3 protein-coding genes and 1 riboswitch are annotated in these 5,378 nt (G+C 70.0%); of the genes, 2 read left to right on the forward strand and 1 reads right to left on the reverse strand.

Features of this window, described 5'->3' with window-relative positions:
- The first annotated feature begins 203 nt into the window (after nucleotides 1-203).
- A riboswitch (TPP riboswitch) is annotated at nucleotides 204-311 on the forward strand.
- The gene (gene thiC, locus ACLN58_RS17255) at nucleotides 310-2,079 is read left to right on the forward strand and encodes a phosphomethylpyrimidine synthase ThiC (RefSeq protein WP_415856479.1); all 1,770 of its coding nucleotides are present in this window, start codon (nucleotides 310-312) and stop codon (nucleotides 2,077-2,079) included. (Overlaps the previous riboswitch by 2 nt.)
- Before the next feature lie 144 nt (nucleotides 2,080-2,223).
- Here the strand turns inward: thiC and ffh are convergent, their stop codons facing one another.
- Complete coding sequence (ffh, locus tag ACLN58_RS17260; protein WP_415856480.1) at nucleotides 2,224-3,801, reverse strand: signal recognition particle protein; 1,578 nt, start codon at nucleotides 3,799-3,801, stop codon at nucleotides 2,224-2,226.
- Nucleotides 3,802-4,035: 234 nt separating this feature from the next.
- Here ffh and ACLN58_RS17265 point away from each other — a divergent pair.
- A partial coding sequence (locus tag ACLN58_RS17265) for a glucose-6-phosphate dehydrogenase (protein ID WP_415856481.1) occupies nucleotides 4,036-5,378 on the forward strand: 1,343 nt, incomplete at its 3' end.

A 5,378-nucleotide genomic window follows, 5' to 3' on the forward strand; every position in this document is an offset into this window, starting at 1 on the left:
GCGCGTCGACGAGCCCGGGGATCACAAAACCGGCGAGCGTGCGCGCGGCCGGCCGCGCTGGGCGGGCGTACGTCATGCGGCCGTCGACGATCCAGGCCTCGGGCCGGGACTCGCTGCGGCTCGCGAGGATCGGCCCAGTGAGATGGACCACGTCATGAGCGGGCTCGGTCATGCAGCCAGCGTAGCCGCCGTGCTAGCCTCCCTTTCGTCCACACGGGTGCCCTCGCAAGGGCTGAGATCAGGCTGATGCGGCCTGCGACCGTCGAACCTGTCCGGGTCATGCCGGCGTAGGAAGTGAGGGCTCACAGAATGAGCACATCCGAAATCGAAACCGCCCCGGGCCAGGAGCAGCACGCTGCCCATTCGCTCGCGTTCCTCGAGGACGCCGAGCATGGACTCCGGGTCCCCGTCACGGAGATCGCCCTCGACGACTCCCCCAACGGCCAGCCGAACGAGCCACTGCGCGTGTACCGCACCGCCGGCCCCGGGAGCGATCCGGTCGTGGGGCTGCCGCCGTACCGCGCGGCGTGGATCGCTGGGCGCGACGACACCGAGGCGTACGAGGGGCGCGAGCGGAACCTGCTCGACGACGGCCGCTCGGCTCTCCGGCGCGGCGAGGCGTCGGCCGAGTGGAAGGGCGCGAGGCCCGTGCCGCGGCGCGCCAAGGAGGGCCGCCGCGTCACGCAGATGCACTACGCGCGGCAAGGCGTGGTGACGCCGGAGATGCGCTTCGTCGCCCTGCGGGAAAGCTGCGACGTCGAGCTAGTTCGGAGCGAGGTCGCCGCGGGTCGGGCCATCATCCCGAACAACATCAACCACCCCGAGTCGGAGCCGATGATCATCGGCAAGGCGTTCCTCGTCAAGATCAACGCGAACATCGGCAACTCCGCTGTGACGTCCTCGATCGCCGAGGAGGTCGACAAGCTGCAGTGGGCCACCAAGTGGGGCGCCGACACGGTCATGGACCTCTCCACGGGCGACGACATCCACACGACTCGCGAGTGGATCATCCGCAACTCCCCCGTGCCGATCGGCACCGTGCCGATCTACCAGGCGCTCGAGAAGGTCAACGGCGACGCGTCCGCGCTCACGTGGGAAGTCTTCCGCGACACGGTCATCGAGCAGTGCGAGCAGGGCGTCGACTACATGACGATCCACGCTGGCGTGCTCCTGCGCTACGTCCCCCTCACGGCCAACCGCGTCACCGGCATCGTCTCGCGTGGCGGCTCGATCATGGCCGGCTGGTGCCTCGCGCACCACGAGGAGAACTTCCTCTACACGCATTTCGACGAGCTGTGCGAGATCTTCGCGCAGTACGACGTCGCGTTCTCGCTCGGCGACGGACTGCGCCCCGGTTCGACGGCGGACGCGAACGACGCCGCGCAGTTCGCCGAGCTCGACACGCTCGCCGAGCTCACGAAGCGGGCCTGGACGTACGACGTTCAGGTCATGGTCGAGGGACCCGGGCACATCCCGTTCCACCTCGTGCGCGAGAACGTCGAGCGCCAGCAGGAGCTGTGCGACGGCGCGCCGTTCTACACGCTCGGCCCGCTCGTGACCGACGTGGCCCCCGGCTATGACCACATCACCTCAGCCATCGGGGCCACCGAGATCGCCCGGTACGGCACCGCGATGCTGTGCTACGTGACGCCGAAGGAGCACCTCGGCCTGCCGAACAAAGACGACGTCAAGACCGGCGTCATCACATACAAGATCGCCGCGCACTCCGCCGACCTCGCGAAGGGCCACCCGGGCGCCCACGAGCGGGACGACGCCCTCTCGAAGGCCCGCTTCGAGTTCCGCTGGAAGGACCAGTTCTCTCTCTCGCTCGACCCGGCCACGGCCGAGGCGTTCCACGACGAGACCCTCCCCGCGGAGCCTGCCAAGACGGCCCACTTCTGCTCGATGTGCGGGCCGAAGTTCTGCTCGATGCGGATCTCGCAGGACATCCGCAACGAGTACGGCTCGAAGGAGGCGCAGGAGGCCATCGCCGGCATGGCGGCCAAGAGCGCGGAGTTCATAGCCCAGGGCGCGAAGGTTTACCTGCCTGAGACGATCGCGGTGGGCTCGCCCGAGTAAGCCCGGGAACGCCGCGTTCCGGTCCGCTGATCCCGTGGGATGCGGACCGGAACGCGGCGTTTCGCGTCGCGGCGCGATTCGTGGGCCTAAGAAACGGACGGGAGCGCGCGGCCGCCGGGCCTTCGGCGGTCCTCCGCGCCGGACCTAGTTCCCGAGGAACTTGTCGAAGCCCTTCGGCAGGTTGAGCGCCGCAGGGTCGAAGTCCTGCTGGGACTGCTGCCCGAAGGCCGAACCGCCCTGGAGGGCGTTCGCGGCACCCGCGGCCCGCTTCTGCTCGGCCTCGCGCAGCTGCTGCGCCGCCTTCGCGGGGTTACCCGAGCGAGCCTTCTTCTTGTTGTTCTTCCCCGCCGGCTTGCGCGAGGCGCCGCCGCCCGGCAGCCCCGGCACTCCGGGGATGCCCCCGCCCGACGCCATCCGGCGCATCATCTTCTGTGCCTGGCCGAAGCGCTCGAGCAGGCCGTTGACCTCGGAGACGTGGACGCCCGAGCCCCTTGCGATGCGGGCGCGGCGCGAGCCATTGATGATCTTGGGCGCGACGCGCTCGTGCGGGGTCATGGACCGCACGATCGCCTCGACGCGGTCGATCTCGCGCTCGTCAAATTGCTCGAGCTGCTGCCGGAACTGTGCTGCGCCCGGCATCATCATGAGCATCTTCTTCATCGAGCCCATCTTGCGGATCTGCTGCATCTGGGCGAGGAAGTCCTCGAGCGTGAAGTCCTCCTGGTCGGCGAACTTCTTCGCCATCCGGGCGGCCTCGTCGCGGTCCCAGCTCTTCTCCGCCTGCTCGATGAGCGTCATGACGTCGCCCATGTCGAGGATGCGCGAGGCCATGCGGTCCGGGTGGAACAGTTCGAAGTCGTCGAGGCCCTCGCCCGTGGACGCGAACATGACCGGGCGGCCCGTGACGGACGCGACCGAGAGCGCGGCGCCGCCGCGCGCGTCGCCGTCGAGCTTCGTCAGGACGACGCCCGTGAAGTCGACGCCGTCCTCGAAGGCCTTGGCCGTGTTGACGGCGTCCTGGCCGATCATCGCGTCGATGACGAACAGGACCTCGTCCGGCTTGACGGCCGAGCGGATGTCCGCGGCCTGCTGCATGAGCTCGGCGTCAATGCCGAGGCGGCCGGCGGTGTCGACGATGACGACGTCGTGCAGCTTCTGGCGCGCCTGCTCGACGCCGCCGCGAGCCACGGCCACCGGGTCACCGGTGGGAGCCTCGAACTCGGACTGGATGCCGGGGTGCGGCGCATAGACGGCGACCCCCGCGCGCTGGGCCACGACCTCGAGCTGCGTGACGGCGTTCGGGCGCTGGAGGTCGGCGGCGACGAGGATCGGCGAGTGCCCCTGGCCCTTGAGCCACTTCGCGAGCTTGCCCGCGAGCGTCGTCTTGCCTGCACCCTGGAGGCCCGCGAGCATAATGACGGTCGGCGGGGTCTTCGCGAGCCGGATGCGGCGCGTCTCGCCGCCGAGGATCGTGACGAGCTCGTCGTTGACGATCTTGACGACCTGCTGGCTCGGGTTGAGTGCCGCGGCAACCTCCGCGCCGAGGGCGCGCTCGCGGACGCGCGCCGCGAAGTCGCGCACGACGGGCACGGCCACATCCGCGTCGAGCAGGGCGCGGCGGATCTCGCGGACGGTGGCGTCGACGTCTGCTTCGCTCAGGCGGCCTTTGCCGCGGAGGTTCTTGAACGTCGCAGTCAGACGGTCCGAGAGGGAGTTGAACACGTGACGGAGTCGCTTTCGGTGGAGTGAACAAACCGCCCGACGGCGGTTCTGCCACCTTCAAGGGTATCAACCGCCCCGGGCGCCACAACGCGCCCGGGGTATCGACCCCGTACCTCGGGTGGCATGCTTGGCACCGTGACGACGCAGACAGCAGAACAGCAGCACGTCCCTCAGACCTCACCCTCGACGCACGCGGAGGGCACCGGCGCGCCGCAGCCGGTCAAGAGCCTCCTCATTCTCGGCGCGTCCGGCGACCTCACGGGCCGCCTCCTCTTCCCGGGACTCGCTCGGCTCCTCGCGACCGGCCGCCACGCGGGCCTCACAGTGGTGGGCGGCGGGCACGACGACTGGTCCGCCGACCAATGGTCGGATCGGGTCAAGCACGCGACCGAGGACGCCCTGGCCGATGCGACGCCAGAGGGCCGCGAGGAGCTCGAACGGATCCGCAACGAATCGACGTACGAGCAGCTCGACATCACGGCGCCCGGGGTGCTCGCCGGGGCCATCTCCCGGCTCGCCGGGCCCGTCGCCGTGTACTTCGCGGTCCCGCCCCAGATCGCGCAGGACGCGTGCGAGTCACTCAGCGCGGACGAGCTCCCGGAGGGCACCCGGCTCGTGCTCGAGAAGCCGTTCGGGACGTCCGAGGCCTCGGCCCGGCACCTCAACGACACGCTCCGGGCCCTCGTCCCCGAGCACCAGATCCACCGCGTGGACCATTTCCTGGGCAAGGGCACCGTGCTGAACATCCTCGGGCTCCGGTTCGCGAACAACTTCCTCGAGCCAGTGTGGAACCGCGACCACATCGAGAAGGTCGAGGTGTTCTTCGACGAGGATCTCGCGCTCGAGGGCCGCGCCGGCTACTACGACCGCGCCGGGGCGCTGCGGGACATGATCCAGAGCCACCTCCTGCACGTCATGGCCATCCTCGCGATGGACGCGCCCGCGCGGCTCGATGAGCGCGATCTTCGCGACGCCATCAGCTCCGTGCTGAGAGCCGCCCGCGTGGAGGAACCCTTCGCCGAGACGACGCGTCGCGCGCGCTACACCGCGGGATCCATCGCGGGCCGCAACGTGCCGGACTACACGGCCGAGCCGGGCGTCGACGCGTCCCGCGGGACCGAGACGCTCGCCGAGCTCACCGTGACGCTCGCGAGCTGGCGCTGGGCCGGCGTGCCGTTCGTCCTCCGCTCCGGCAAGGCCCTCGGCGCCAAGCGCAAGGAGGCCGTCATCACGTTCAAGCCGGTTCCCCACCTCCCCGAGGGTTTCGTGGGCGTCGACGAGCCCAACCGGCTTCGGATCGGCTTCGGCCCGGACGTCCTCCAGCTCGACGTCGACGTCAACGGCCCGGGCGACGTCCTGAGCCTCAACCGCGTGACGCTCAACGCGGACCTCAACGCGACCGATCTCCTGCCCTACGGCGAGGTGCTCGACGGCGTGCTCAACGGCGACCCGACGCTCTCGGTCCGCGGCGACACCGCCGAGAGCTGCTGGCGCGTGGTCGAACCCGTCCTTGCGGCCTGGGCCGCCAACGAGGTCCCCCTCGACGAGTACGCGGCCGGCTCGCGCGGGCCGGCCTC

It is taken from the genome of Sinomonas sp. G460-2 (genome assembly GCF_047759905.1).
Taxonomy (GTDB): Bacteria; Actinomycetota; Actinomycetes; order Actinomycetales; family Micrococcaceae; genus Sinomonas.